The organism is Herpetosiphon geysericola, assembly GCF_001306135.1.
Classification (GTDB): Bacteria; Chloroflexota; Chloroflexia; order Chloroflexales; family Herpetosiphonaceae; genus Herpetosiphon; species Herpetosiphon geysericola.
The window spans coordinates 184,060-210,712 of the sequence record NZ_LGKP01000012.1; the positions used below are offsets into that span (position 1 = coordinate 184,060).

19 protein-coding genes are annotated in these 26,653 nt (G+C 49.5%); 16 read left to right on the forward strand and 3 right to left on the reverse strand.

Features of this window, described 5'->3' with window-relative positions; genetic code table 11:
- Nucleotides 1-159: 159 nt before the first annotated feature.
- Together SE18_RS07130 and SE18_RS07135 are read left to right on the forward strand one after the other, a co-directional pair.
- A complete protein-coding gene (locus SE18_RS07130; RefSeq protein WP_054533744.1) occupies nt 160-579 on the forward strand; it encodes an RrF2 family transcriptional regulator in 420 nt (139 codons plus the stop codon).
- Between the two features lie 113 nt (nt 580-692).
- The gene (locus SE18_RS07135) at nt 693-1,712 is read left to right on the forward strand and encodes an NAD-dependent epimerase/dehydratase family protein (RefSeq protein ID WP_054533745.1); all 1,020 of its coding nucleotides are present in this window, start codon (nt 693-695) and stop codon (nt 1,710-1,712) included.
- 49 nt (nt 1,713-1,761) lie between these two features.
- Here the strand turns inward: SE18_RS07135 and SE18_RS07140 are convergent, their stop codons facing one another.
- A complete protein-coding gene (locus SE18_RS07140; protein ID WP_054533746.1) occupies nt 1,762-2,787 on the reverse strand; it encodes a fumarylacetoacetate hydrolase family protein in 1,026 nt (341 codons plus the stop codon).
- A gap of 438 nt (nt 2,788-3,225) precedes the next feature.
- Between SE18_RS07140 and SE18_RS07145 the strand changes: the two genes are divergently transcribed.
- The 3 genes from SE18_RS07145 to SE18_RS07155 are packed head-to-tail and all read left to right on the forward strand — an operon-like array spanning nt 3,226 to nt 6,671.
- The gene (locus tag SE18_RS07145) at nt 3,226-4,680 is read left to right on the forward strand and encodes a CHAT domain-containing protein (protein WP_054533747.1); all 1,455 of its coding nucleotides are present in this window, start codon (nt 3,226-3,228) and stop codon (nt 4,678-4,680) included.
- Nucleotides 4,680-5,291, forward strand: coding sequence for a molybdenum cofactor guanylyltransferase (locus SE18_RS07150; RefSeq protein WP_054533748.1), 612 nt, complete (start codon nt 4,680-4,682; stop codon nt 5,289-5,291). Before SE18_RS07145 ends, SE18_RS07150 begins: the two co-directional genes overlap by 1 nt.
- Nucleotides 5,292-5,315: 24 nt before the next feature.
- A complete protein-coding gene (locus SE18_RS07155; RefSeq protein WP_054533749.1) occupies nt 5,316-6,671 on the forward strand; it encodes a glycosyltransferase family 4 protein in 1,356 nt (451 codons plus the stop codon).
- 2 nt (nt 6,672-6,673) lie between these two features.
- Here the strand turns inward: SE18_RS07155 and SE18_RS07160 are convergent, their stop codons facing one another.
- Nucleotides 6,674-7,468: a carotenoid biosynthesis protein gene (locus tag SE18_RS07160; RefSeq protein WP_054533750.1), complete on the reverse strand. Its 795-nt coding sequence runs from the start codon at nt 7,466-7,468 to the stop codon at nt 6,674-6,676.
- 125 nt (nt 7,469-7,593) lie between these two features.
- Between SE18_RS07160 and SE18_RS07165 the strand changes: the two genes are divergently transcribed.
- The 6 genes from SE18_RS07165 to SE18_RS07190 all read left to right on the forward strand — a co-directional run bounded on the left by SE18_RS07165 (nt 7,594) and on the right by SE18_RS07190 (nt 20,285).
- Nucleotides 7,594-10,989, forward strand: a complete 3,396-nt coding sequence (locus SE18_RS07165; protein WP_054533751.1) for an adenylate/guanylate cyclase domain-containing protein — start codon at nt 7,594-7,596, stop codon at nt 10,987-10,989.
- 154 nt (nt 10,990-11,143) lie between these two features.
- On the forward strand, nt 11,144-11,506 hold the full coding sequence (locus tag SE18_RS07170; protein WP_054533752.1) for a response regulator: 363 nt from the start codon (nt 11,144-11,146) through the stop codon (nt 11,504-11,506).
- Nucleotides 11,507-11,532: 26 nt separating this feature from the next.
- Nucleotides 11,533-12,399 (forward strand): GNAT family N-acetyltransferase, encoded by an 867-nt coding sequence (locus SE18_RS07175; RefSeq protein ID WP_054533753.1) that lies wholly within the window; start codon nt 11,533-11,535, stop codon nt 12,397-12,399.
- A 188-nt stretch (nt 12,400-12,587) separates the two neighbouring features.
- On the forward strand, nt 12,588-18,221 hold the full coding sequence (locus tag SE18_RS07180; protein ID WP_054533754.1) for a PAS domain S-box protein: 5,634 nt from the start codon (nt 12,588-12,590) through the stop codon (nt 18,219-18,221).
- 49 nt (nt 18,222-18,270) lie between these two features.
- Nucleotides 18,271-19,908, forward strand: a complete 1,638-nt coding sequence (gene thrC, locus SE18_RS07185) for a threonine synthase (RefSeq protein ID WP_054533755.1) — start codon at nt 18,271-18,273, stop codon at nt 19,906-19,908.
- Nucleotides 19,905-20,285 carry a response regulator gene (locus SE18_RS07190; RefSeq protein WP_054533756.1) on the forward strand — a complete coding sequence of 127 codons (381 nt, stop codon included), beginning with the start codon at nt 19,905-19,907 and terminating at the stop codon, nt 20,283-20,285. The genes thrC and SE18_RS07190 overlap by 4 nt, the downstream gene beginning before the upstream one ends.
- 77 nt (nt 20,286-20,362) lie before the next feature.
- Here SE18_RS07190 and SE18_RS07195 read toward each other — a convergent pair whose 3' ends face one another.
- Complete coding sequence (locus SE18_RS07195) at nt 20,363-20,755, reverse strand: response regulator (protein ID WP_054533757.1); 393 nt, start codon at nt 20,753-20,755, stop codon at nt 20,363-20,365.
- 514 nt (nt 20,756-21,269) lie between these two features.
- Here SE18_RS07195 and SE18_RS07200 point away from each other — a divergent pair.
- From SE18_RS07200 to SE18_RS07220, 5 genes are all read left to right on the forward strand, one after another.
- A complete protein-coding gene (locus tag SE18_RS07200; protein WP_054533758.1) occupies nt 21,270-22,259 on the forward strand; it encodes a sugar phosphate nucleotidyltransferase in 990 nt (329 codons plus the stop codon).
- A gap of 24 nt (nt 22,260-22,283) precedes the next feature.
- A complete protein-coding gene (locus SE18_RS07205; RefSeq protein ID WP_160319478.1) occupies nt 22,284-23,348 on the forward strand; it encodes an AAA family ATPase in 1,065 nt (354 codons plus the stop codon).
- Between the two features lie 15 nt (nt 23,349-23,363).
- The gene (locus tag SE18_RS07210; protein WP_054533760.1) at nt 23,364-23,603 is read left to right on the forward strand and encodes a hypothetical protein; all 240 of its coding nucleotides are present in this window, start codon (nt 23,364-23,366) and stop codon (nt 23,601-23,603) included.
- 104 nt (nt 23,604-23,707) lie between these two features.
- Nucleotides 23,708-25,480 (forward strand): peptide ABC transporter substrate-binding protein, encoded by a 1,773-nt coding sequence (locus SE18_RS07215; RefSeq protein ID WP_054533761.1) that lies wholly within the window; start codon nt 23,708-23,710, stop codon nt 25,478-25,480.
- Between the two features lie 156 nt (nt 25,481-25,636).
- The gene (locus tag SE18_RS07220) at nt 25,637-26,641 is read left to right on the forward strand and encodes an ABC transporter permease (RefSeq protein WP_054533762.1); all 1,005 of its coding nucleotides are present in this window, start codon (nt 25,637-25,639) and stop codon (nt 26,639-26,641) included.
- Nucleotides 26,642-26,653: the final 12 nt, after the last annotated feature.

Consider the following 26,653-nt stretch of genomic DNA (forward strand, 5'->3'; position numbering starts at 1 on the left):
CAACCTCTTCGCAAAAGAACTTGATTAATCGTAGCAAATGCTTGCTTGCTGCAACATCACCTGTATAGGCGATTGTTGTATCCACTGAGCTAAAATTCATGCTTGACAAACAAAAAACTCAATATACAATATATCTAGTATAAATTATTGTTGAGCATTATGAGTTATTCACTGGCGTTTTCGCAGGCAATTGCCATCAGCCTCTACATCACCTATAAAGTCGAGGAACATTGTTACGATTTCGTGCCAACCCACGAAATTGCCGATTTTTTAGGGATTGCCAAGCCAAGCGTGGTCAAAGTTGTCCAAGCCTTGACCAATAATGGCCTGATTGAAACCCGTGAGGGTTCAAAAGGTGGCGTGCGGCTTACCCGCGCAAGCACAGCGATTAGCTTGCTGGATATTTTTAATGCGATTGAGCAAGCCAAGCCCTTATTTCGCGTTAATATCACCTTCAAAGAGCAAAAAGAATCGGCGCTGGCTGCTCGTCAACGCATGCTCGATAGCTTTCAGCGTGCCGAGGATGCCATGAAACGCGAGTTGCAAGCAGTTTCTTTGGCCGATCTCTCGATCGATTGATTTTTTTGAGATAAACTAGCTCTATTTTGTATCTAGTTTATTTTGTTCGCGATGTTTTTTTATCCAAAACTAGATAAACTGTTTATCTAGTTTATTAATTGAAAGGAACTACAATGAGCAAGCGTGTTTTAGTTACTGGAGCGAATGGTCACTTAGGCTCGGTATTGGCCCAAAGGTTGGTTGAACAGGGCTTTAATGTGCGGGCAAGCGTGCGTAATCGCAGCCAAATCAAGCCTGAGCTTGGCTACGAGCAGGTGTATGCAGATTTGATGGATATTGATTCGTTGCAGCAAGCCTTGGTTGGGGTTGACACGCTGTATCAAGTGGCTGCGGTATTCAAGCACTGGTCGCGTAATCCCAAAAGCGAAATTATTCAGCCTAATGTGGAAGGCACGCGCAATATTCTGCGCGCAGCGGCGCAGGCTGGGGTTAAACGGGTGGTCTATGTTAGCTCGATTGCGGCGGTGGATAAAAATAATCCACAGCGCCAAACTCCCGCTGATGAAACCACATGGAACCAATATACCTATGGCAATCCCTATTATCAATCGAAAATTGCCTCGGAGCAATTGGCTTGGACGTTGGCGCAGGAATATGGCTTGGATATGGTGGCGGGCTTGCCAGGCACAATTATCGGCGACCCAAATGGCCGTACTACACCATCGCTGGGTATTTTGGAGTTGGTGTTGAGCAATAAGTTGCCGCTTGACATCAACATGGATTTTAATTTTGTCGATGTGGCTGATGTGGCCGAAGGCTTGATTGCCGCTGAGCGCCAAGGCCGAGCTGGCGAACGCTATATTTTGGCCAACGATCAATCATTGCCCTTGCGGCGCTTGTTTGAAATTGGTCAAGAATTCAACCCCAAAATTAACATCCCAATGCGCGTTTCTAAAGGCATTACGCGCGTTGCCGCTAGTATGATGGAAGTGGTTGCAAATCTGACAGGGCGTGAACCGCTGATTTTGCGTAGCCAAGTTGGCTTATATTGCGGAGTTGAACAGCGCTTATCAATTGCCAAAGCCAAGCGCGAGTTGGGCTATAACCCGTTGCCTGCGGTCGAGGCAGTGCGCAAAACTTTCGCGATTTTAGCGCAGCAATCAGCTAAACAAGTTGCCGTAGGCCAAGCGTAGTTTGCCGAGGCGTGGTGGCAGTTGGGTTGGCTGCCACCACTGTTTGCGATTAATCGCGTTCGACGATTGTATTGCGCAATATACCAATTCGTTCAATTTCTAGCTCGACCACATCGCCAACTTCGAGCCATGGGCCTTCGCCGTGGGTGGTTTCGAGCAAGCAGCCAGTGCCAACCGTGCCCGAGCCGATAATTTCGCCTGGCAGCAGCGTTACATCACGCGAGGCCTGGGCAATCAACTCGCCCAACGTGTAGTAAATATCAGCAAACGAGCCACGCCCGCGTTCTTCGCCATTAACCCGCACGACCATTGCCAAATCGTAGCGGCCATCGCCTAGGGCTTTATCCTCAATTTCATCGAGCGTGATCATGGCTGGTCCAAACGAGGTGGCAAAATCTTTGCCCTTGGCTGGCCCCAAGCCAACACTCATCTCGCGGGCCTGAATATCGCGCGCCGACCAATCGTTCATAATCATCAAGCCAGCAATATAATATTCGGCCTCAGCTGGCTCAATATCGCGGCATGGCCTGCCGATCACCGCCGCAATTTCTAGCTCGTAATCAAGCTGGTTAGTGCGTGGCATCATCACATCAGTATCTGGCCCAACGACCGTTGTGGGATTACCAAAATAAAAAACTGGCATATCGTACCAAGAATTAGGCACGTCGCGGCCATGTTGGGCGCGAATCTCACGCACATGGTGCTCGAAAGCATAGAAATCGCGAATGGTTGGAGGCTGAGGAATTGGCGCTAATAAACGCACGCTATCTGGCGGGTAAATCACAGTTTCGCCGCCCAGCGAGAGCATGCTATTGATCGCATCGGGATCATCCCATTCAATGCCATCGCCGTCACCACCAAGCACATCAACAACTGCGGCAACGATCTGGATTGCTGCATCAATGCCAAAGCCATCGGCTTCGTGTTGGAGCATACTCATCAGCGACCAATCGTGGGGCAGATCCTCAAAAACCAAGGCTGCTGCCGCTTGCAGATCGATAATGCCCATCGGTAGCCAGGCGCCAGCCCGCGCCTCAGAGCCTTCGCCATACCGTCGAAATGAAACAAATTTCATAAAAAGCCCCTTTTAATTGTGCTTCAATTATAGATGAGGTGTTAGAAGAGAGAACATAGAATAGAGAGCAAAGAACATAGGAACTAGGGATCGGTTGTTGGGGGTGGGGATCAGGCTATCGGCTTTTGGCTATCGGGGTGTTGCGGTTCTTGCGTGGATGGGTTTTTAACGCAGAGGCGCGGAGCAAATGATGAGGGATGAGGGATGAGGGATGTAAGGATGAGGGGTGCGAATTCGTGGCTAAAAAAAGACCTTGGCGCTCTTCGCGGTTTCGTCTTTCGTGGAATTCGTGGCTAAAAACTCAACTTCGCGCGCTTTGCAGTTACGTCCTTCGTGCTCTTCGTGTCCTTCGTGGATCAAAAAGCGTACCCTTGCCCTGACAAGATCTTTCAGTGTATGATGCTGCTAGTTTCGCTCTCTAGCGCCATGGAGTTGATGATGAGCCAATATCTTGATCTACGAATTAGCGTTGATGCCAAACAATCCGACCACTATCCAGTTCGAATTTCGACTGCCGATGGTCAGGAATATCGGTCAAGTTTAACGCTGCCTGCTGAAGATAATCCGATATACACAACGTTTAATATGCTGCTTGGCTATGGCAATCACAGCTTAAATGAAGATCAAGTCATTGAATTTGGCAGTTTGCTCTATAACTGTTTGTTGGTTGGTGATGTGCGCACAGCATTTATAAGCGAGCGCAATCGGGCTAAGGCTGAGGATAAAAATATACGGATTCGCTTATCAATTGAACCAAGCGAAGTTGATGTTGCCGCGATTCCGTGGGAGTTTGCGTGTGATGATGCGGGCACGCCATTGGTTACGCGGCACTCAATTTGTCGTTTTTTGCCCAGAAACGAGCCAGTGCCAGCATTAACCTTGGCATCTGATACACCGTTGAAAATGCTGCTCGCTTGGGCTGCTCCTAGTGAGCTTGATCAACAATTAGGCTACAGTTTAAATATTGCTGGCGAAGTTGCTGCAATTCGTCAACAGCTTCAGCCATTAATCGAAGCAAAAAAACTTGAATTGCTTGAATTAGCCCATGTAACGGGCAGTAAGCTTAATCTCGCAATTCAAGATTACCAGCCCCATGTGCTACATTTTATTGGCCATGGCATTATGAATGGCAACACTGGGCAGTTAATTTTTGAAGATGCAAATGGCAAACGCAAGGATTTTTCGGCTCGCCAACTTTCAATTGCTTTAGAAGGTTCGCCAATTCGTTTGGTTGTGCTGAATGCATGCCAAACCGGAACGGTTGTAACCCGCTTGCTAGGAAGCATTGCTCCAGCACTGATGGCGGTGAATGTTCCAGCTGTTGTGGCAATGCAAGCTTCGGTTGCCGATAGCGCCGCTAATGTGTTTGCTAGTGAGTTTTATCGGGCCTTTGCTAGTTTCAAGCCCATTGATGAATGCGTTTCGCGCGCCCGACGCATGGTGATTGCCGAAGGGATTAATAATGTCGATTGGGGCTTGTCAACCCTTTATATGCGCGCCAAGGATGGCTTGCTCTTTACGCCACCAAGTACCTCAAGCCCGTTGAATCAGGCTGCTGACCAAACCCCAACTGACGCAGCAACAGGCAATAGCGTCAGTAATCTGGCTGGCAGTGGCAATACCTATAATGGTGATTTTAATGTTGGTGTTGTCCATGCAGGTAGTACTATTCAGGGGAATCTCAATCAAACAAATACACCGAATCAGCGCGATAACTCAGATTTGGATAATTTAAAACAACGTTTAGCAATCAAACGACGGAATTTGCAAACCATCGAGAGCCAGATTGAAAGTCATGGCATTCAAATTCCAGTTTATCTCGTTAATCAACGCAATAATCTGGTTGAGGAGATTGAAGCGCTTAAGCATGAAATTGCCGAATTGAGCCGCTAATGGCAATCAATTTAAGCTGTGTGATTATTGCTGGTGGTCAGGCGCGGCGTTTTGGCAGCGATAAACGCCGCCTGCGCTTATGGGGCGAAGCAGGCCCAACCTTGCTCGAACATACCTTGGCAGTTGCCCAAACGGTCTGCGATCAGGTCGTTGTTAGCCTCAATGATCCTAGCGCTTGGCCCGAATTAGGCGTGCCCTTGGTGCAAGACCGCTATCCCAACGCAGGCCCATTGGCCGGAATTGTGGCTGGTATGCAGCATTATGCCAGCGAATGGACGTTGGTGCTGGCCGCCGATTTGCCCTTGCTTGCAACCCCGTTTTTGGCTGAATTACTGGCCCAACCACGCCATAGCTTGGCGGTCGTACCACAGCGCCAAACAGCTGAGCAACATCATGCTGGTTGGGAGCCGTTATGTGCCCTCTATCAGCGCAATTGTTTGCCAATCTTTGCACAAGCATTGGCAGCTGGCCAGCATCAATTAATCAGGATTATTGCCCAATTGCAGCCCCAAATTTGGTCAATTGCCAACGCCAGCCCATGGTTGCAATGTTTACATAATCTCAATCGCGTGGCCGATATGCAGCAACTAGCGGCATTTAAGGTACTATAGCCAAAATGTTAGTTGAGGCGTGTCATGCAGCGTGTGGCTTTTTGCACTCCGGTCAATCCGGTTGAATCGGGCATTTCGGATTATAGCGAGGAATTATTGCCCTATTTGGGGCAGTATGTTGATTTAACCGTTGTGGTTGATGATGAGGTTCAGCCAACCAATCAACAGTTAATTGCTAGCCTGCCAGTTATTCGAATTAGCGATTTAGCCAAGCAGCATGCGCGCCAACCCTTCGATGCAATTATCTACCACATGGGCAACAGCCCAGCGCATAGCCGTTTTTGGCAAAGTTTGCAGCGCTTGCCGGGGATTGTAGTACTACACGATTATGTATTACACCATTTAATGCTTTGGCATGCAGCCAATCGGCTCAAAAATTTGGCCAGCTATCGCCAACAAATGCAGCACTATTATGCTGAACAGGGCCTACAGCTGGCCCAACGCATGGAGCGCGGCCAGCTTGGCGATGCAGTCTTTGATTTTCCGCTGTCTGAGCCAGTGATTGCCCAAGCCAGCAGCCTGATTGCTCATAGCAACTATGTGCTTGCGCGCGGGCAAAAGCAACGCCCCGATTTGGCAAGCTCGCTCGTGCCAATGGGCGTGCCGCTTTTGCCCCCAGCCGATCGTTTGGCTGCCCGCCAAGCGCTGCAACTGCCCGCTGAGATTCCAATTTGGGCTAGTTTTGGCCATATCAACCCCTACAAACGGATCGAACAGGCCTTGCAAGCTTTTGCCCAATTTCGCCGCAGTTACCCCGATGCGCGTTATATATTGGTTGGCAGCGTCTCGCCAAGCTACGATCTTAAAGCATTGCTGCAACGCTTGCAGTTGGGCGATAGCGTGCAGGTGACGGGCTATGTTGATCACGCTGATTTCAATCGCTATGTTGCTGCCGCTGATCTTTGCTTCAATGGGCGCTATCCTTCTGCTGGCGAGACTTCGGCTAGTTTGCTGCGCTTATTGGGCGCTGGGCGAGCGGTGTTGGTCAGCGATATTGCGACATTTAGCGAACTGCCCGCCGATGTAGTGGCCCATGTGCCAGTTGACCGCGATGAAGTTACTGTGATCGCTGCTTATACAGAGCGTTTATGGGCCGATGTGGCGTTGCGCGCAACCTTGGAGCAGAATGCTCGGCGCTTTGTGGCCGAAAAGCATAATTTGCCCTTGGCCGCGCGCGGCTATGCCGACCATTTGAGCAAGGTGCACGGTTGGCCGCGCCTAGAAATCCAACGTGAACCATTATGGGATTTGAATCAGGTCACGATCCAAAGCTCGATTCCCCAAGTGATAGGCCATAAAGCGGCCCAACTAGGCTTGGTTGCTGCGGATGCGCCGTTGCTTGATCGCTTGGCTGCTCGTTTGCGGAATCTGTTGGCATAAGCTTAATTGGTTAATTGATCATACTTCCAATGCCAGCGTGTTTGTTGTTGCTGCAAGCGCCAGCCAAATCCAGCGAGCAGCAATAAACCCAGTGTGCCTGCGGCCAACTGTTGATGGGTCAGATTCACGATTGTAAACAAGGCCAAGTTTAGCAAATAAATCGCGATTGGCAGTGTCAAACTAGTATGTTCTGCTGGCTGATTGATTGGCGTGCGACACAGCGCTTCGGTTGCAAAGGCCAAGATCAAGGCCAAGGCCCACCAGGCCACAAAATTGGCGGTTGGAATCCCAAAGATCGGCCCTGATTCAAGCCATGTCCAATAGCGGTTGATATAAACAGCAACTGGCTCGATTACCAAATCGAACAGCATTGCCAAGCTAGCAGCGCCCAGCACTCGTGGCCAAAACCCAGCCTTGGGCATCAGCGCCCTGCTCAATTCAAGCGCGCCTGGCACAACCAACAACCATGCAAATGGAATTGCCAAGGGCACAACTCCAACAATCTCTGGGAGCAGCACGCCGTTATATTGATAGGCTCCAAACGGCCAGCCAGTGCTCACGCCGAGATGCTCGGTTAGCCATGATCCAATGCCAATAATACCAGTGCTCAGCCAGCCCATCCTGCCGTAGCGTTGAACCAACCACCAAGCAGCTAAGCCGCCAGGCACAACCAGCATCAAGGTTGCCATAAATTCGCCGCCAGCAGGCACAAGGTCAAACGCCAACAAGGGCACACTCCAAGCCCAAACAAATAAATAGCCTACCCATAACCAATGTCCCAGCCGTAAAGTAGCCACAAAATTCACCCCTGAAATAGTAAAATCGTCTCTTGCGATCTTACTCTAGTCCCGCTACGATGGATGCATTCATTTTAAGCTTAATCCACGTTCAGCGTTGATCGTTTGATAAAGGACGCACCTGCATGGCCGCCAATCCTCAGATCAGCAGTTTTCTGCCACGCTATGTCCTGCAACGGCTCATTGACGAGCAACAACTCCGCCAACCGCTGGCCGAAGATCAATTGGCTACGGTTTTGTTTGCCGATTTTGCTGGATTCAGTCGGCTCAGCGAGCAATTTGCCTACGATCAAACCACGATTCTCGAATATATTTCTGATGTGCTCAACGATTCGTTTAGCCAATTAATTGATACCGTCATTGCCCATGGCGGCGATGTGGTTAAATTTGCTGGCGATGCATTGATCGCAATCTGGATGGCCGATGATCTTGAGCAACTTCGTCAGACAACCCAGCTTGCAGCCCAATGTGGCCTAGCGATTCAAGCAAGCTTCACCTTGCCCAGCACTGCTGAACGCTTGGCAATTCGGGTGCAAATTGGGGCTGGCTCGATTTCAAACTTTATCGTGGGCGGCGTGAATAATCATTGGGAACAATTGATTAGCGGCGAGGCCTTGCTGCAAGTGCATTTGCTTGGCTCACAAACCCATGCTGGCCAAGTCGTCATGTCGCCAGAAGCGCGCTCGTTGATTCGCCAGCAAGGCCAAGGCGAGGATTTACGTGCCCAAGCCTTTCGATTAACCGCATTAGCTGAAAACCTGCCCTTGCCTGAGATTAATCAGCCACTGCCCAACTATCCAACTGAACAATTGACGCCGTTTATGCCAACTGCGGTGATAGCGCGCATCAATGCAGGCTTGCACGAATGGCTGGCCGAATTGCGCCATCTGAGTGTGATGTTTATTAATGTGCCAGCCTTGAGCTTTTTCACCACCCTTGAGCAAGTGCAAGCAGCAATTAGCGCCTTGCAAACGGTTATTTTTCGCTACGAAGGTAGCATCGATAAATTATCGGTTGACGATAAAGGTGTAAGTTTGTTGGTGGCTTTTGGTTTGCCGCCGCTCTCACATCGCGATGATGCTGAACGGGCGGTGCGGGCTGCGCTCGAAGCCTCGACCGCGCTCACCAAATTGAGTTTAACTCACACAATTGGCATTGCAACTGGCCCAGCGTTTTGTGGCGAAATTGGCAATAGCCAGCGACGCGAATTTACCATGATTGGCGATGTGGTCAATCGGGCGGCGCGCTTGATGGAAGCCAATCTTGCGCCAATTTTATGCGACCAAACCACTGCCCAAGCTAGCCAACAACAAGTACGTTTTCAAGTATTGCCACCAATTCTGATCAAAGGCAAAAGCCAGCCGATTACAATTTATCGCCCACAACAAACCAACTATAGCCCCGACCAGATTCGGCCTCGGCGCTTGATTGGGCGCCGCCGCGAGCGCGGTCAGATTGAGCAGCTTTTTACCCAAGTTCAGCCCACAATTCAACATCTGATGCTGACTGGCGAGAGTGGCATGGGCAAGTCGGCCTTATTGTATGAGGCGGTTGAAATTGCCGAGCACTACGAGCGCCAAGTCTTGCTGATTACCAGCAGCAGTTTGCGGCAATCGGCCCAATATCCAGGCTGGCGCTTGTTGCTTGAGGCCTGTTTGGCGGTTGAGCAATGGCCACATCAAGCCAGCCAATGCTATCAATTAATTATTCAACGCTTGCACTTGCCCGACCAACTGGCCAAATCGGTGCAGCTGTTGCACGATGTTTTGGAATTACCAGGCCGCGCCGAAAGCAACGCCATGCTTGATCAAGCGCAACAAGTCCAAATCATTCATGAATTAATTGGCCATGCACTCAGCCAACTTCATCAGCAAAAACCCTTAGTGCTGTGCATCGATAATTTGCAATGGTTCGATTCACTGGCGCTCAACACGCTTGAGCAGCTGTTGCAACAACAGCCTGAAATTATTTTGATTACGACTTCACCAGTTAAACTAGCGGGCCTTGCAGCCCAGCAGGTTTTGCACTTGCAAGCGCTTGATCCAGTGGCTTGTATTGCAGTTGTTGCCCAATCGTTGGGCGTGCAGGCAATTCCGCCAAGTGTGGCCTCGTTTATTAATCAACGGGCGGCTGGCCATCCTTTGTGGAGCATCGAGCTTGCTCAGGCTTTGCGCAACGCCGGAATGATTCGAATTAACAACGGCATTTGCAAGCTTGATCAATTTAGCCAGCTTGAAAAACTCAATTTGCCAAGCACTATCCAAGGCGTGCTGGTGAGTCGGATTGACCAACTGCCGCCGCAGCCCCAATTGACGCTTAAAATCGCTAGCGTGATTGGACATGAATTTCAACTGGCAGTGCTTGAGGCGATTTATCCTTTAGCCCACGAACGTGAGCATATAGCAGCCCACCTTCAATTGCTTATCCAACAAGGTTTTATTCACGAGGCCAGCGAGGGCTATCAATTTAGCCAAGCGATTATCCATGATGTGGCTTATTCGTTATTGCTCTTTGGCCAACGGCGGGCCTTACATCGAGCAATTGCTGAATGGTACGTCAGCGAACATCCGCATTTGGTCGAAGCTGGCAGTAGCCTTTTGGCTCACCACTGGAGCCATGCGATTGATCCTGATGAGCCAGAAAGCCGCCAGCCGGCGATTGAGGCCTTGCAACGAGCTGGCGAGCAAACGCTGCTGCGCTGTAGCTATCGCGAGGCAATTCCCTTTTTCGAGCGCGCCTTGCATTTGTTGGCGGTTGACGACGATTTTGCTGCCCAACAACAAATTGTGCGGATGCAATTCAATTTGAGCCAAGCCCGCTGGCGGCTGGGCGACCACAGTATGGCCCTGACCAATTTGGATTCGGCGTTGGTAACTGCCCAACGGATCGGCGATGGCGTGGGCGAGGCTGATGTGCTGCGCCAATTTGGCAATATCGCCTATGTGCAAGGCGATTTGTATACCGCCCAACAACATTTTTTGGCCAGCGTTAATCGGGCGCGTCACGCCAACTATCACAGCGGGATTATTAGCGGCGTAAGTAATGTTGGGGTTGTGGCTTTTGCGCGTGGCGATTATCAGGTTGCCCGTGAAGCCTATCGCGAAGGCTTGGCAACCTCGCGCGAGCAAGGCCACGATTTTGGCATTGCGGTCAATCAGCTTAATCTTGGCGGTTTAGCAATTGTTGAGCAAGCGTGGGACGAAGCACGTCATTATCTTTACCAAGCGTTAAACTTGGGCTATACCAAACATATGACCTTAGTATGTTTACATAGTTTGGTTGCTTTGGCAGAATGGCGTTTAGCAACCAATCAAGCTGAAGCAAGCGCCAATTTGATTCAGATCGTGCTGCATCACGAAGCAATTGATAGTGAAATTCATGCAGCGATCGACAAACTCAAACCGCAGTTGATTCAAATTCTTGGCGAGACCCAATGGCTAATTCTGAGCCAACGTCCAACCACGCCATTTGAGCAAATTATTCCGGCGATTGTGCAAGAATTGGCGACCGAACAGCCCTAAACGCGCTATCCGAATCGCTTAATTGGCATGAATCATTGTGGTCTGCAATTGCCAAGGTTGGTCAAATTGTTAAGATCCCGTCAGCAAATGGTCTAGGCACGATCTACCAAACCCGTTACAATAGACGACGGTACGATCAAGAATAGAGGTATTTATGCCGACGATTTTAGTGATTGAAGATATTCCTGACAACGCTGCTTTGGCGCGCCGAGTTTTGAATGCCTATGGCTATTCGGTGCTCGAAGCGGCTGATGCTGCTAGTGGCCTGGATATGGCGCTCGAACAACATCCCGACCTGATTTTGCTTGATTTAGGCTTGCCTGATGCAGATGGCCAAACAGTGGCTGGGGTTTTACGCGGCACGCCTGAAACCCAAAACATTCCGATTGTGGTCTTTACTGCTTGGCCCGAAGAAACCGCCCGCCAAATGGTTCGCGCCTATGGATGTAATGGCTTTATTCGCAAACCGCTGTCAGTTGTTGATTTTGCTCAAGCGATTGCCAGTTACCTCTCCTAAATAGGTTCCAGCTATCAAGGATCTATATGACAACAGATGGTTTTCACGATGGTTCGGCCATAGAGCTTACTCCCGCAGCCAGCTTTACCATTGATGAATTGGTCGCAATTTATAACCAGACTCGGATCGATTATATTGTGCCAATGCCAATGAACAGTCAGCGGCTCGCTGAATATATTCGGTTATATGATGTTAACTTAGATGCCTCGTTTGTCGCCAAGGCCGATGGCGACATTATGGGCCTTGCAATGCTGGGCGTGCGCCGCGACCATGCCTGGGTTACCCGGCTGGGCGTGTTGCCCAATAGGCGCAAGGGTGGCATTGGGCGAGCTTTGATGATCGCGATGGTCGAAGCAGCACGCCAGCATTGGCTTAAATATGTGCAGCTTGAAGTTATTTTGAATAACACGCCAGCGCATAAGCTTTTTTTGGCGCTCGGCTTTGAGGAAACCAACCAACTGCTGGTGATGCGGCGACCTCCAGGCCCGGTCAAAATTCCCGCAGTTGGCTCGGTCGAATGGCTCGATTGGTCACAACTGCAACGCCTCGTGCGCCAACAAGCGCAAGGCGTGCCATGGACCAACCAAGCTGATTCCTATGACCATATGGCTATGGTCGAAGGGTGCCGCGTGAGTTTACCCGATGGTGGTCGCGGTTGGTGCATTTTCCGGCGCCAACCGTTGGTCATGTCGCATATTCGGTTGCATACTGAAGCTGGTGATCCAACGGCGGTTGGTTCAGCCTTGCTGAGCCATGTGCACCAACGTCATAGCCGTTTGGATACCCAAGCAGAAAATATTCGCTGCGATGACCCACATTTGACCGCCTATACCAACCATGGCTATATCGAAGCCTTCCAACGAATTGAAATGCTTTTAAACCTTATCCAATGATCGGGTCAATAAATATCCCCCCCAAGTTGCAGCATAAACGGGACTAAGGACAACCAGCAATAGCAGTCAATTTGGGTTGGAAATAGGTATAATCACACAATGCAGTTGTTCTCTTTAGGTTAATCTGCAACACCTGTTGGCAGCATTCTTCCCAAGCGCAAATTTGGCACAGTATACGAGGTAGGGTTATGGCTAGTGGAATCTCGCATAGCACATTGAATAACATTCGGCTCAAGCGCATTCTTCGCTTTGGTATTTTTACCATGATTGTTGGCTTCATCATGGCAATTCCCTATGGCTTAGAAGCAGCGCGCGTGCCATCGTGGCAAAATTACATGAGCATCATCAGCATTGTTGTGGCAACAATCGGTGGCTTATGTGCAACGATCGCAGCCAGAAAAGGCTGGCTGATCGCTGGCGCCTATAGTTTAATTATCTCGATTGCAGTTGCCACCTTCCCGAGCCAGCTCTTTATTGCTGAGTTTGGCTTTATGCTCTCGATTTTAAATGTCTTCTTTGTGCTGGTCATTTCGATCCAAACCCTCCCTGAACGCCATATTTTCCCAGTTATCTTGGGGATTATTAGCCTTGGCGTGATTGCAACCTTGCTCAAAACCTTCCTCAATATTCAAGAGGTTCGGGTTTCGGGCAATCAAGAAATTTATATGCCTGTGATGGCTATCGCAGCCATATTAATCTTGATCTTCTTTGTCTTTCGCGAATTTGGCACGCTCTCAATTCGCAATAAAATCCTGATCTCGTTTGTGCTCGTAACAACGCTACCAATTGCGATTATCTCGTTTATTACCCTGCGCTCCACCAGAACGTCGCTAACCAACCAAGCTAATAGTTTGATTTTGGTCAACGCGACCAATATTGCCAACGAAATTGACGATTTTGTCAATCGGAATATCAACCGGGTTAGCGCGCTCTCGCGGATTCCTGAACTCAGCGAATATTTGCTGGCTGCCGAACAAAACACCTTGGTTCCCGACCAAGATCGCGATACGCGTAACTTGTTTCGCGCAGTTACGACCGAAAATAACGATACGCTTTCGGTTGCTTTGCTGAATAATCGTGGCATTGTCTTGGTCGATACGGTTCCAACCAATGTTGGGGTCAATGATTCAGGCCTGTCGTATTATCAAAATGCGATTCGGACCGGCCAAAGCATTATTTCGCCAGTTACCTTCGGCAATGATAATTTGCCTTCAATTTATTTCAGTACACCGGTACGCAACCCGCAAAGCCAAGAAATTATTGGCGTTTTGCGGATTCGCTACAGCGCCAGCATTATTCAATCGTTGGTTGCCCGTAGCAACGACCGCGCTGGGCAAAACTCATTCGGGGTCGTGCTTGATGAATATGGCATGCGCATCGCCCAAGGCAGCGAATTAACCCTTTTGTATAAAATTGCCGATACTTTGCAACCAGATGAAATTAAACGCTTGCAAGACGAACGGCGCTTGCAAAATATCAATGCCTCTAATTTGCTTGTACCATATCCAGCCCTGATTAATGCAATCAAGGGTGTGGTGCTCGATCCTCAAAGCACAGGCCAAGTGATCACCATTCCAAGCTCGGTTGCTGAAGAGCAAAAACCAGGCGATCCTGATCCTGAAGGCAACGATATTTATGCCTATACAGCGACCAAAACCGTCCAATGGCGGATTCTCTATCACCAAAGCGAATCAACCTTCTTAGCGCCAATTCGCCAATCTGAGCGTTCGACAACCTTGATTGTGTTGGTGCTCTTGGTTGGGATTAGTATGATCGCTGTCTTTGCAGCGCGCATTCTGACCACGCCAATTGAACGCTTGACCGCTTTTGTTGAGCGCTTTCGGGCTGGCGATTTATCAACCCGTGCGCCTGTAACCTCGCAAGACGAAATTGGCCAGCTCACGACAACCTTTAATAGTATGTCGGAGCAATTGGCCCAAACGCTGCAAGGCTTGCAACAACGCACAATCGCCTTGGAAACCTCCAACGAGGTCAGTCGTCGACTGTCAACGATTTTGAATCCCAACCAATTGGTGTTGGAAGTGGTTGAGCAGCTCAAAAATACCTTCAACTACTATCACGCTCACATCTACCTGGTTGATCAGCAAACTAATGATTTTGTGATGATGGGTGGTACGGGCCAAGCAGGTCGCACTTTGTTGGCGCGCAATCACCGCATTCCGCAAGGTCGTGGTTTGGTTGGTCGTGCTGCCAGCACCAAAGATGTGGTCTTGATTCCCGACGTAAGCAAAGAAGCAGGCTGGTTGGCCAACCCCTTGTTGCCCGAAACCAAGGCTGAAATTGCTGTGCCAATTATGCTAGGCGATGAAGTGCTCGGCGTATTGGACGTGCAAAATGCTGAAGTCAATTCGTTGACCAACGACGACGCAACCCTGCTCCAATCGATTGCAGCCCAAGTGGCGGTTGGGTTGGAAAATGCCCAATCGTTCGAAGAAATCAATCGCACCCAAGAACTGTTGCGAATTCGCGAACGCGCAATCACCGCCAGTAACGACGGGATTGTAATTGTTGATCCCTATCAGTTTGATATGCCAGTGGTGTATGTCAACCCAGCCTTCGAGCGGATTACAGGCTATACGCCTGAAGATGTGCTGGGCAAAAACTGCCGTTTCTTGCAAGGCGATGATAGCGACCAACAAGGCTTGCGCGAATTACGTCATGCGATTCGCGAAAAACGCGCTACTCGCGTGTTGTTGCGCAACTATCGCAAAGATGGCACGTTGTTCTGGAACGAACTCGACATCAACCCAGTTTTTGATGAAAATGGCGAGTTGATCAACTTTATCGGCGTTCAGCAAGATGTCAGCGAGCGGGTCGAGGCTCAACAAGCCTTGCAAGAATCCTTGGGCTTCCAGCAAACCATGCTCGATAGCGCCAACTATATGATTATTGCAACCTCGCTCGATGGCAAAATTACCTCGTTCAACCGCACTGCTGAGCAAATGCTTGGTTACGAGGCTCACGAAGTGATTGGTAAGACTCTGGTTGAATTAGCTAATGACCCTGAAGAAGTTGAGCAATTTTCCAATCAATTGCGCAAGCAAACAGGAATGACCTTGAGCAAACACGATGCCTTGGTCTATGATGCACAGCGCGGACGGCCATCAAACACTGAATGGACGTATGTGGCCCGTGATGGTCGGCGCTTCCCCGTCTTGCTGTCGATTACGGCGTTGCGCGACCGCCAAGGCGAAGTAACTGGCTACTTGAAAATTGCCAACGATATTAGCGCAGCCAAGCAGCAACAACAAGCCTTACGCGATAGTGAAACCCGTTATCGCTCGCTGGCTGAATCATCACGCGATTTGGTCTTCATCTTCGACCGTGAGAATCGCTTGCAATATATCAACGATTTTGCGGCTGGGATTTTCGACAAGAAACCTGATGACTTGGTTGGCTTGCTTGATGAGCAAATTTTCTTGCCTTCAACGGTTGAAGCGCGCCGCGAAGATGCAGAAATTATTTTCAATACTGGCCAGAGCCTTACTCGTGAATCAATGTTTACCTTGAGTGGCGAGGAAACGTGGTTCGACTTTCAGTTGCTGCCAATTCTTGATGATCAAACCAACAGCCCAGAATTGATTATGAGTGTTGGCCGCAACATTACCGACCGTAAGCGCGACGAACAAGAACGTGAACAAACCTTGCTCGAAATTGATCGCCAACGCCGAACGCTGCAAGGTATTCTCGAAGCCTTGCCGGTGGGTGTGGTGGTCTATAACGCACAGTTTGAAATGCAACTGCGTAACCAAAGCGCTGAATTAATCGTCGGCCAACCATTGGGTGACGTTGATTCCGAGCAGTTGGAATCGATTAGTGAGGCTTATAAACTGTTTATTCCTGGCACGGATACACCATTTGATCCTAACATGATTCCTGTGTTCCGCGCTTTGAAGCATGGCGAGCGGGGCCAAGCTGAATTTGATATACGCCACGCTGATGGCCGCAGCTTTACAGTGTTGGCCAGCGGTGCACCAGTGTTCAACAACGAAGGCCAAGTTATTAGCGGCATTGCCTTGCTGCAAGATATTACTGACCGCAAGCTGAACGAACAAGAACGTGAACGCTTGTTGCAAGCAACAATTGAACAAGAACGCTTGCTCACAGCGATTCTCGATAACATGCCGATTGGTGTGTACGTGGTCAATAACAAGGGTGTCAGCCAGTTGATCAACCGCTCGACGATGGAAATCTTGGGCGTAGCTGGCCAGATGGGCGCTGCGGTCTTAGACCAAGCAGACTTGCCACGACCGAAGTTCTTGCATGAATCCACCGATAAAGAATTGGAAGTGCATGAAACTGGCTTGTTCAAAGCCCTAAGCAGCAAAAAAGTAACTCACGAGTTGGTTGATGTGCTGCGCTTTGATGGCAGTCGGGTTTCTGTCGATTCAACCTCGGTGCCAATGTTCGACGAGAACCAACAATTAACTGGCGTGCTTTCGCTGATTCAAGATGTGACTGAACAACGTAACGCTCAGCGCGAGCGTGAACAACTGCTGACCCAAGTGGAATATCGCGCACTCGAACTCGAAACCGTGGCCCAGGTCAGTACCTCGGCGGCTGGTCTGTTGAATGTGGAAGAATTGCTGCAAACGGTGGTTGATCTGACCAAACATCGATTCGGCCTTTACCACGCTCACATCTATTTGTACAACCCTGATGACCAACAATTTGAATTGGCCTTCGGTGCTGGCGAAATTGGCCGCACCATGGTCAAGGAAGGTCGCACGATTCCATTAGATCGCGAGCAATCGCTGGTGGCGCAAGCTGGTCGGGCACGCCGCTCAATTATTGAAAATGATGTGCGTTCAAACCCAAGCTTCTTGCCGCACCCACTCTTGCCCGAAACCCGCGCTGAAATGGCCACGCCGCTGATCGCTGGCTCGATGCTCTTGGGTGTGCTCGATATTCAATCAGACAAAGACCATATCTTTACTGATGATGACCGCAAGATTCAAACGACCTTGGCCAGCCAAATTGCGATTGCTTTGCAAAATGCGCGCTTGTTCGTGGAGCAAACCGCCACAATGCAGCGCTTGCAAGAGCTTGACCAATTGAAATCCGCCTTCTTGGCCAATATGTCGCACGAATTGCGCACGCCGCTCAACTCGATCCTTGGCTTTACCGAGGTTATTCTCGAAGGTATCAACGGGCCAATCAACGACCTGATTCATAATGACTTGAGCATTATTCATCGTAACGGTCGCCACTTGCTCAACTTGATCAACGACATTTTGGATATGGCGAAGATCGAATCAGGCAAGCTGACCTTGTTCCGCGAAACTTTCGATGTAGTTGAAGTGTTGCACGAGGTTGCCAGCACGGTTGGGCCATTAGCCACCCAGAAACATCTGGAACTGAAGGTCGATATTGAGCCGCAGCTCAAATTGCCAGTCTATGCTGACCGTTTCCGCATCCGCCAAGTATTATTGAACATCGTAGGCAATGCTTTGAAATTTACCGAGCAAGGTTCGGTGATAATAGGCATTGACACAACGCCAACGACCCGTATGATTAAAATCCAAGATACAGGCATTGGGATTCCGCTGGATAATCAAGATACGATTTTCATGGAATTCCATCAGGTTGACAATTCGACAACCCGCAAGGCGGGCGGTACGGGCTTAGGCTTACCAATTAGTCGCCACTTGGTAGAAATGCATGGCGGCAAACTTTCAATGGTCAGTACTGGCAATCCTGGTGAAGGCTCGCTCTTCACAATTGAATTGCCAATCAACGCCAGCGAAGATGAAATTGATCCTAACGAAGCGCCAGCCAATCAGCCTATATCTGTAGAGTAATGGTTATGCGCATTGTGCCGAGGCATAAGCGCGTGGTGGTAAGGGCGTTATGACAGATTTAGTTTGCCAAAACTGTGGCCATATTCAGCCATACACCTTTCGTAGCTCGAATAGCTGTGCCCAATGCGCGAATGATTGGCTTGAAACTCATTACGATTATGCAAGTTTTCGCGAGTTGGTGAGCAATCAGCAACTAACTGGCCAGACGTTATGGCGCTATGCTAGCGTCTTGCCAGTGCCTGCGCCAAGCTCGCCAACCTATGTTGGCGGCACGCCCTTGGTGCATGCCCACCGTTTTGGCGGCTTGTTGGGCTTGCCCCGCTTGTACATCAAAGATGAGCGTTATAGCCCAACCAACTCGTTTAAAGATCGGCAGGCGGCGCTGGCAGTGGCGGCCTTGGTTGCCAATAACATTCGCGAATGCGTGATTGCCTCGACTGGCAATGCAGCAGTGGCCTATGCAGCGGCCTGTGCAGCAGCAGGCATCAAACTCTGGGTCTTTATGACCAGCGTTGTGCCAGAGGCTAAATTGCGCGAAGCAGCCTTGTTTGGGGCCGAGGTGATCAAAGTGAGTGGCAATTATGATCAAACCAAGCAGATTGCCGCTGATTTTGCCCAAAACCGCAATATTATCTACGACCGTGGGGCCAATAGCATTCCAGCCCGCGAAGCCATGAAAACGATTAGCTACGAGATTTGTGAGCAACTTGGCTGGCAAGCGCCCGATTGGTATATTCAGGCGGTGAGCGGCGGCCTAGGGCCGTTAGGCGTGTATCATGGCTTTGCAGAATTGCATGCCATGGGCTTGACCCAGCGGGTGCCGCAAACTGCGATCATTCAAGCTGATGGCTGCTCGCCAATGGTGCAAGCGTTTCATGCAGGCAAATCGGTGGCCGAAAAAGTAGTGCCAAACACCAGAATCGCAATTCTTTCGACTGGCGATCCTGGCAAAATCTATACGCGGCTCTGGCATCGCATCCAAACTTCTGGCGGCACGATGGAAGCGGTGACCGATGAAGAAGCGTTTAGTGCTATGCGCTTGTTGGCCCGCACCGAAGGTATTTCGGTCGAGCCGGCAACGGCGGTGGCGTTTGCTGGTCTGCAAAAGATGGTGGCCCAAGGCCAAGTTAACCCAGAAGAACTAATTGTGGTAAATTGTACCGGACACACTTTTCCGGTCGATAAGCATGTGCTCAACGATCAATGGCACATCGATGTGCATGTCAGCGATACGCAGCAATCAGCGCCTCAAGAAGGCCTCCAGGCAGCGCTTGAGCAATTGAACGAAAAAGCAACAACGGTGTTGTTGATTGATGATAATCCTGACGATGCGCAGCTTGTGCAGCGAATTCTTGAGCGCCGCAAAGCCTATCGGGTCTATAGGGCCAACGATGGTGCTGATGGCGTGCGCCAAGCAATTGAGCGTTTGCCCGATGCAATCGTGATGGATTTAATGATGCCCAACATGGATGGGTTTCAGGTGATGAGCACCTTGCGCCAGCACCCTAAAACCCGTGATATTCCGATTATTGTGGTGAGCGCTAAGGATATTACGCCCGATGAACGCCATCATTTAGCCACCCATACCCGTGCTGTGTATCAAAAGGGCTCACTTTCACCGGTTGCCTTTGTCGAACAGGTTGTGAGTGTCATTGAACACAAAGAGCGTGATAGTGAGGACCAATGAGTACAACCGTTGTCTTATATATCGAAGATAACCCTGATAATATGTTGTTGGTGGAGCGGCTGTTAATTGCTCGTGGCTGCCAGATGGTCAAAGCGATCAATGGCTCGACGGGAATTGAACTTGCGTTGGAACATACGCCCCACATCATTTTATTGGATATTAACTTGCCGGATATTGATGGCTATGAGGTGGCGCGCCGCTTACGCGATAACCCCCTGACCGCTACGATTCCTATTGTGGCTGTGACTGCCAACGCGCTCAAGGGCGACGCAGAAAAGGCCTTGGCTGCTGGCTGCGATGGCTATGTTTCCAAGCCAATCAACCTGCGCGATTTGTGGAACGCCATGTTGCAGTTTATTCAAGCGCCGTCGACCTAAAGCAAGCAGCGCTGAAACAAAAAAGCGGTAGTTGAAGCAATTCAACTACCGCTATCTATTTAATTGACGCTTGGGGCTTAGCTATACCATGGCTTGGATTGATTGGAACCGGCGAGCCAGAGTTTGACCTTCTCCATTAATGACATAACGTCGAAGGGCTTGCTGACATAATCAGTCCAGTCGGGGGTCATCAATTGCTTGACTTCGCCAGGGCTGCAACTCGCAGTTAACGCTACAATCGGGATATGAGCCAAGTGTGGGCTAGCTTTGACCGTTCGGCAGACCGTCCAGCCATCCATGCGTGGCAAATTCAAATCAAGCAATACAAGGTCTGGTTGGCTCTTTTGAATAGCTTCCAGGGCTTCGACCCCATCACGAGCCATCTCGGTTGTATAACCAGACCGTTGGAGCATTATTCCTAAAAGCTGACGGTTGTCAGGCATATCATCAACAACTAAGATGGTTGGCATATGGGTATCTCCTAAAATTGTACCTTCTGATCTGCTCGTATCCAAATGTACTGTAACAATCCAACCTTACTAGCTAATTTACAGTAGGACTCGTGGGCGATTGCATGGTTTGTTATGGAATGCTTGCGCCAATGAAGTGGATTAACAAGTGATGGTTGTTTAATTAGTAAAAGTATATGCAATTTCTTGCATACATGCCATGGTTCAATAGTCCGTAGCCGCTGTGGAAGGAAAGGGCTAGTTTTGCGGCGTGCGACCTCACTCCAGAGGGTGACATAGGCCTTAACGGAGTTTGAGCTATGCGTTAGCTGATGGCCTAGGGATTGGGATATTTGCCAATCATCAGGCTGCCTGATATACTCAATGCGTCCTCAGTGTACCGTGGGTTTGTACTCCACGCGGCAACAAGCTGCGTGCATGCATTCCAAAACAAACGCTAAATTCTGCAAATCAATGAAAGGGAGTACGGTTGACGAGCGGCGTTTAACGGCTGCTTATCACCGTAAAATGCAGTATGAATGTAATTATTCCTACCGCTGGTCTTGGAACCCGCCTGCGACCACATACCCATACTCGTCCAAAGCCGTTGGTTCCCGTGGCAGGTAAGGCCGTGATTGGCCACTTGCTCGATAAGCTTAAAGTTTTACCAATCGATGATGTGGTGTTTATTACTGGGTATTTGGGTACACAAATTGAGGAATATGTTCGCAAGAACTATAACTTCAAGAGCCATTTTGTTGAGCAAACTGAGCTTAAAGGCCAAGCCCATGCCATTGCCTTGGCCCAAGATATGGTTTCTGGCCCAACCCTGATTTTGTTTGTTGATACGATTTTTGAAGCAAACCTGAATGTTTTGAACCAAACCGACGCAGATGGCGTGATCTATGTAAGCGAAGTTGATGATCCTTCTCGTTTCGGGGTGGCATTACTCGAAGATGGGGTAATTACCAAGCTGGTGGAAAAACCAAGCACCCCCGTCTCCAACTTGGCCTTGATTGGCGCCTATTATGTGCGTGAAGTTAAAGACCTGTTTGCAGCAATCGATGTTTTGATTGAAAAGAACATTCAAACCAAAGGTGAGTTTTATCTGGCCGATGCCTTGCAATTGATGATTAGCAATGGCACCAAATTCAGCGCTGAAACTGCGACCATGTGGGAAGATTGTGGCACGGCTCCCGCCTTGTTGCGTACCAATCGCTATTTGCTCCAACATGAAACTGGCAATGTTGAACAACGCGACGGCGCGATTATCGTTCCACCAGTGTTCATCGGCGAGCATGTGGAGATTCGCAACTCGATTATTGGGCCATTTGTCTCGGTGGCCGACCATAGCGTGATTGTCGATTCGATTGTCCGCGATTCGATTATCAACCAAGGAGCCAGCATTCAGTCATCAACCTTAGAAGGCTCACTCATCGGTGAAGGCGCGCATATCAGAGGCGAATTCCAACACCTGAACGTCGGCGATTCATCAGTGATTACATTTGGTAGTACGATTCAGTAAATGCATGATCAATCAGGGGACTGGATGTCCCCACCAACCAGTTTGCAGCGTGGCACCGGCTTTCACCATCTTATCGCCGACGAACATCGGTTGATAGCACAGGTGTTGACCTATTGTCATGCCGCCGGATATGCGATTCCGCCCTTGTTGGTGATTGATTATCTGATTGCAATCAAAACCAGCCCCTTTGTCTTGTTGTTTGGGCCAAGCGGGCAGGGCAAAACTGAATTGGCCCGCTTGTTTGCCCAGGCCTTGGTGCTGCCATTTGATGATCAATATATCTATGTGAATCTTGGTAGCAGCCTGCAAGCAAGCGAAATACAAGATCGGTTTGGGTGGATGAAGTTTGTCGAGACATTGGAGAATGCTGCTGCGCCAGCTAACGCTGGGCGTTTGTTCTTCCTCTGTCTCGATAACCTACGGCCTCACGATATTTATACCTACTTTGCGAATGTTAGTCGTGATCCTGATGGGATTACCCGTTTGGTGATGCGTGGTTATCCGCCACACAAATGGCCAGCCTTGCCGAGTAATGTGATTATTACTGGTACGCTGGATGCTGAACATCCTGTTGATCGTGATCAAAGCTCATTGTTGGCCCAAATTAACTGTGTCTATATGCAGCCGCAATGGTTGCAAAGCAACATTCGCACAGTCAAACGCCAACAACGGATGGCTCCGGTGGGCATGCAACGCTTGTTGCTTGATCAGCAATATCGGAGTGATGAGGCAGCAAGTGATCGCTTACAGACGCTGCTTGGGCCTCATTTAGATGATATTTTGCAGCCACCAAGCGAATTGATGGCGGTTCTGTGGCAAAGTAATCTGACCTATACCCAGACATGGCGCAGTACCATGTTGCGGGCGGTGGCAAATAGCTTTACCATAGAGGGACACGGATTATTCATTCCATATGATGTGCTTAACAACGCCCAGTTTGCCTATTCATTTGTGATGGCACGCCAATTGTTGTTAAGGCTGTGGGGGCAACCGCAGCATAGTGCTGCGATTGAGGCCTTGTTGCATCGTCAACTTGCCCAACTACCAAGCACGACCTTGGTAGGCCTAACCGACTCTTTGCTCTATTAGGCTAGGAAGCTACGTATGCCAGTTCACACTGATCTTGATGATACTACCGTGGACATGCTGTTTCGTGATGCATTGCAGCAAGAATTAACCCATGCAGCACCAAAAGTCAGCTTACTTCAACGATTTAAATCGACCCCAAGTTATGAGCGCCGCGTTCGTGGTGGCGGGCCAGGTGGCCAACCATGCTCAAGCTTCTATTTGCTATTTTATGTGATGAATTCATCACGGGCATCATGGAGTATTCTGCCAGCCTAGGCTGTGCTTGCATCCCAAAATTGTTGAAAGGGGGTGATGGGTGACACAGCAGGGATTATCATTGTGGTGGTTTTCGTACTCGTTGAATTAAGGAGATAGCCTTCATGCTCAAACGTCGTTTGACCCGCTTATTGGCCTTAATGGTATTGACCGTACCAACCTTGGCCGCTTGTGGCGCTGGGGATGCAACTCCAACGACTGCACCTGCCGCTGCGACCGCTACCAGCGCACCTGCGACTGGTGCTGAAGCAACTGCTACGACTGCGCCTGTTGCAGAAGCAACCGCAGAAGCAACCGTAGAAGCAACCGTAGAACCAGCTGCAACTGACGGAAACATCCTTCGGGTTCACCAAGTTGCCTATCCAGATGTCTTTGATCCACAGAAAAGCTCGTACAGCGCCGAAATCGTGTTGCTGTCGCAAAACTACGAAGGCCTAACCCGCCTCAATGACAAACTGGAAACCGTGCCTGGTGCTGCCGAGAAATGGGAAGCCAATGCTGATGGTACCGTATTTACCTTCACTTTGCGCCCTGACCTCAAATACAGCGATGGCTCGCCGTTGACCTCGAAGAACTTTGCTTATTCGATCCAACGTACCTGTGACCCAGTGACCGCTGGCGAATATCAATCAATTTTGTTTGATATTACTGGCTGTGCTGATTTCGCTGGTACGGCCATCACCGATACCGCAAAGTACGATGCTGCTAAAGCTGCTTTGGGTGTTAGCACTCCAGACGATAAGACGATCGTCATTTCAACCGTTCAAGCTGCTCCTTACTTGCCAACGATTGCTGGCTTGTGGGTTATGTACCCAGCCAAGCAAGAGTTGATCGAAAAAGGTGGCGAAAACTGGTGGAAAGATCCTGCTGCGCAAGTTGGTAACGGCCCATTCCAATTCAGCCGGATTGCTGAAGACCAACAAATTGACTTTGTGCGTAACGAAAATTACTGGAACAAAGCCAAGCTTGATGGCATCAGCATGATCTACATCGACGATTCATCAGTTGCCTTGGAAGCATATCGCACTGGCCAACTTGATATCTTCACTCCAGATCCAAGCCAAATTCCAGCTGTTCAAAGTGACGCTGACCTTGGCCCATTGTACATTTCGTACCCAGGTGCCAACACGACCGGTTTGCAATTCAACACCACCATGGAACCATTCAACGATCTCAAGGTGCGTGAAGCATTTGCCTACGCGATCGATCGCGATACCTTCTGTGAAGTGATTCGCAACGGCGACTGTTTGCCAACCCTGACCTGGATTCCTCAAGGGATTCCTGGTTATGATGCAACCGAAGATCGCTTTGCCTTCGACCCAGAAAAAGCGAAAGCAGCTTTGGCTGAATCAAGCTATGGCTCAGCTGAAAAATTGCCAGAAATCACCATGGCCTACAGCAGCAACGACACCGCCAACCAAGCTCGCCACGAGTTCTTGGCCAACACCTTCCGCGAAGTCTTGGGTGTTGAAGTTAAGTTGTTGCCATTGCCAAGCAAAGATTTGACCGCTGCTAAGAAAGATAACTCGACCTATCCTCAATTGTCATTGGGTGGTTGGATTCAAGACTATCCTGATGCTCAAAACTGGTTGAGCGTGTTCTGGAACAGCAACGCAACCTTTGCCCAACGCCAAGGTTACGGCAACCCAGCGGTTGACGAATTCTTGACCAAGGCCGACACCAGCACCGACGACGCAACCCGCTTGGAAGCCTACGGCGCTGCCCAAAAGTTGATCGTTGGTGACTTGCCAACCGCTATGATGTACAACCGGGTGAATAAATACGTGATCAACCCACGCGTAAGCGGCTTCTCAAAGACCGCTGCTGATGATCAATTCCCTGGCCAATGGACTTCATACAGCATCGAAATCAAGTAATTGATTTAACCTTCTGGGGAGTAGCGCGGGCCTGCGCTGCTCCCCACCCAAACCTAGCTCCCACTCTTTAAATTTTTTGCAAGCACCCTGTTTAAATTGCAATCAAGGCTCGCGAGGCAACACCCCGGCTCGCTCTCGCGCCAATGGAGGCATGGCATGATTGGCTTTATAATTCGTCGCGTCTTGGCGATGATTCCGGTGTTGTTTCTCGTGGCATTAATCACTTTTTTTCTGATGAAACAGGCCAAAGGTGGGCCATTTGATCAAGAGAAAGAAGTTGCCCCGTCAACGATTGCCCTACTTAATCGTAAATTTGGCTTAGATAAACCAGCTTGGCTCAATACTGCCGAATTTAATAATCGTATGAGTTCCGATGGCCCGCTCGCGGCAGTTCGTGGCTTGTTCGATAGTCAATTTGGCAACTATATGTTGAACGCAGTCCAAGGTGATTTGGGGCCAACCTATGCCTCAAAAGGGACCGAAACGGTTCAAGATAAAATTAAACAAACCTTTCCAATTTCCTTGCGGCTTGGCTTAATCTCGCTTACCTTTGCCTTAGTAGTGGGTTTTCCCTTAGGGATTCTCGGGGCCTTGCGCCAAAATACGATTTTCGATTACTTTAGCTTGATTATCTCGACAATTGGCTTTTCGGTGCCAACCTTCGTGACTGGTTTGGTTTTGCTGCTGGTAATGAGCAAGGTCTTTGGCGTTGCCCCGATTAAAGATCCTTCGGTCTGGGAAGGCTTTAGTATGTCATATTTCCCGCCAGCAATTATCTTGGGGCTTGGCACAATGGCGTATATTACGCGCTTGACTCGCAGTAGTGTACTCGAAGTTAAACGCCAAGATTATATTCGCACCGCCAAAGCTAAAGGTCTCGGTGATCGGGTGGTGATTATGCGCCACATCCTGCGCAATAGCCTGATTCCGGTGATCACCATTCTGGGGCCGGCGGTTGCTGGCTTGGTTACTGGTTCGTTTATTATCGAATCAGTCTTTCGAGTACCCGGCATTGGCAGTGAATTTATTGGGGCAATTGGAAGCCGCGATTATTCAATGATTATGGGTTCGACCCTCTTTTTCTCATTGCTGGTTGCTTTGGGCAATATTATGGTCGACCTTTCATATGGCTTGATTGATCCACGGATTCGTAACAGCTAGGAGACCCGAACT